The 2,446-nt window shown below is 57.3% G+C and carries 1 protein-coding gene and 1 pseudogene; both read left to right on the top strand.

Features of this window, described 5'->3' with window-relative positions; genetic code table 11:
* A pseudogene (locus tag V7665_RS11495) lies at nt 1-582 on the top strand (biotin carboxyl carrier protein); the annotation flags it as partial.
* Nucleotides 579-1,424, top strand: coding sequence for an HAD-IIA family hydrolase (locus tag V7665_RS11490; protein ID WP_335664679.1), 846 nt, complete (start codon nt 579-581; stop codon nt 1,422-1,424). The pseudogene V7665_RS11495 and the gene V7665_RS11490, both read left to right, overlap by 4 nt.
* Nucleotides 1,425-2,446: the final 1,022 nt, after the last annotated feature.

Raw genomic sequence — 2,446 nt, 5'->3', positions numbered from 1 at the left:
CATCAGATTGCCGGGGGCGTGATGACAACGACCAAGCGGCAGCTGGAAGAACTTGGCCTTGGTCACCGCCTCGCCGACGTGATTGCCGAAACCGAACAGGTGCGTGCAGAACTCGGCTATCCGATCATGGTCACGCCTTTCCCGCAAATGGTCATGAGCCAGGCGCTGTTTAACGTGATCGGCGAGCGGCGATATGCCCAGGTCAGCGATCAGGTCATCCGCTATGTGCTCGGAAAATTTGGCAAGCCGACCAACCCCATCGACAAGAGCGTAGAGGCCGCCATACTTGATCGCCCCCATGCCAAGGTCATTATGTCAGAACCCGATTTTCCGGCATTTGCCGATCTGCGCAAGAAATTCGGGGCGACCATGGACGATGAAGAATTCCTTCTCCGCGCAGTGATGCCCGGCGATCAGGTGGATGCCATGCTGAGCGCCGGGCGTTCGCGCGCAACCTACAAGCCCGAAGTCGCGCCCCTGATGGCGCTGCTCAAACAACTTGCTGCGCAGCCCGCTGCTCGCGACATAATCGTCGAACGCCCCGGCCTGCGCATCGCCTTGCATTCCGGAACAGGCCTATGAAACCGGAGATCATTGCGCGCGTTCAAAATGCCAGCGGGTTTATCTTTGACATGGACGGCACCATTGCCCTGGGCGATGCGGCCAGTGGTGGGCACAAAGCCTTGCCCTTTGCCACCGAAACGCTGGCCGCGCTGCGTGCCCGCGGGATCCCCTATCGCGTGTTCACCAATGGCACCGCCAAAGCTCCTGCAGCTTATGCTGCATCGCTGCGCAATGCCGGATTTGATGTTCGTGATGACGAAATGATGACGCCGTCCTCGTCCGCCGCCATCTGGTTCCTGAAGCAAGGCATAAGCCGTGTCCGTGTCCTCGGCAATGCAGGTGTCTGCGCGCCGCTTGAAGATGCTGGTATTACGGTCATCGGGCCAACCGAAACGGCCACCGGCGTCGAGGCAGTCTACACTGGCTGGTTCCGCGAATTCACATTCCCCGACATGGAGGCTGCTTGCCAATCGATCTGGGACGGGGCGATCCTGACGACTGCCAGCCATGTTCCCTTCTTCGCCACTGCGACAGGGCGTGCGATTGGCGCAAGTTTTGCGATCAATGTCATGATTACGTCACTCACCGGCAAACGCGCGAAGGTGCTGGGCAAGCCGTCACGGATAGCCTTTGATGCTGCCGCGCGTTCGATGGGTTTCGGACCGGCGGCGGCGAAGAATATTGTCGTGGTCGGCGACGATCCCGGGCTGGAAATGCGGATGGCGAACAGTGCGGGGGCGGTAAGCATCGGTATGACAACCGGACTGATGCAACGGGACGCTGTTCCGGCGCTGTCAAACGCTGAAACGCCCATGGCGCTGCTTGATTCTTTGGCGCCGTTGCTTGACGCCGTGACATGATCTGAGGGCGCGCGGAAACAGCTCAGCTGGCTTCAAATCTTTGCAATTCGGGTGCTCGCTGGGATACCTGCGTGAAAACCGATTTGGCTCTTGGCAAGACCAAAAAGCTTTATCACCCTTCGTAGCGAGGCTGAACGCGGAGCAGGTTAGGCCAACGAGAGACTTGGCATTGGCGTTACCGGTCCATCCTGATTGTGGCGCCGTTCACTCAGCCAGTATTGTCCTCCGATACTCGGCCACTTTGTTATAGGCGCCTGCAATATATGCAATGGCAATATCATCATCCCTGTCCAAACCGCACCCGGCCTTGAGACCAGCCTTATCAAGGTCGGCAAGATAATCAGTGAAATAACTCAGTACGGTGTGTCCGTCGAGCAGGTCGTCACCATATTTTGGAACCGTATCGAGCTGCCAGCGGCGTGCAGGATTTGTCCCGGATGAGTGATCCTGCGTCCGGCGAGATCGTCGCCGAATCGCGCGCGGGCGGCCCGATAGTTGCTTTCGGGATGATCGTACCTACTCCACATGAAGCGCCATGTAGGCACCTCGGTATGGCCGACTAGCTCCAGATATTATCTCCACGATTATTGATGGCACTCAGCCAGCTGATCTCACCGGCCGCAAGATCTTGCGTATCGGCAGCGTACCGCTCTGCTGGACAGCACAGCGCGAGCTACTTGGCTTCAACTGAAGCTCAAAACCACCCAATTCCAATAGTGCATCTGGTGCCAGCACCTGGGGCCATGGAGATAAATGGGCATTATGCCCTACTATGGCCGCGGCCAAATGGTCTCTGGTCACCGGAGCTCCCATACGACGTGGGCTAACCCTCTAAGAACTCGGTCTTAAATTGGCAAACGGTGGCGGTGCCACGAGACATTGAAAATTAAGGAAAAAGGTGGTGCGCGACGCAGTCTGTCGCGAACCGGTCTCAGTGTCCAGTTACCCTGCTATTAGGGAATTAACAGGGAAATTTGCTGTTTTGAGTACCAAAACAGGCCATTTTGAGCGATTTCAATCAG

The sequence above is a fragment of the Parasphingorhabdus sp. genome, assembly GCF_036964675.1.
Taxonomy (GTDB): domain Bacteria; phylum Pseudomonadota; class Alphaproteobacteria; order Sphingomonadales; family Sphingomonadaceae; genus Parasphingorhabdus.
This window is presented reverse-complemented; position numbering and strand designations above follow the sequence as displayed.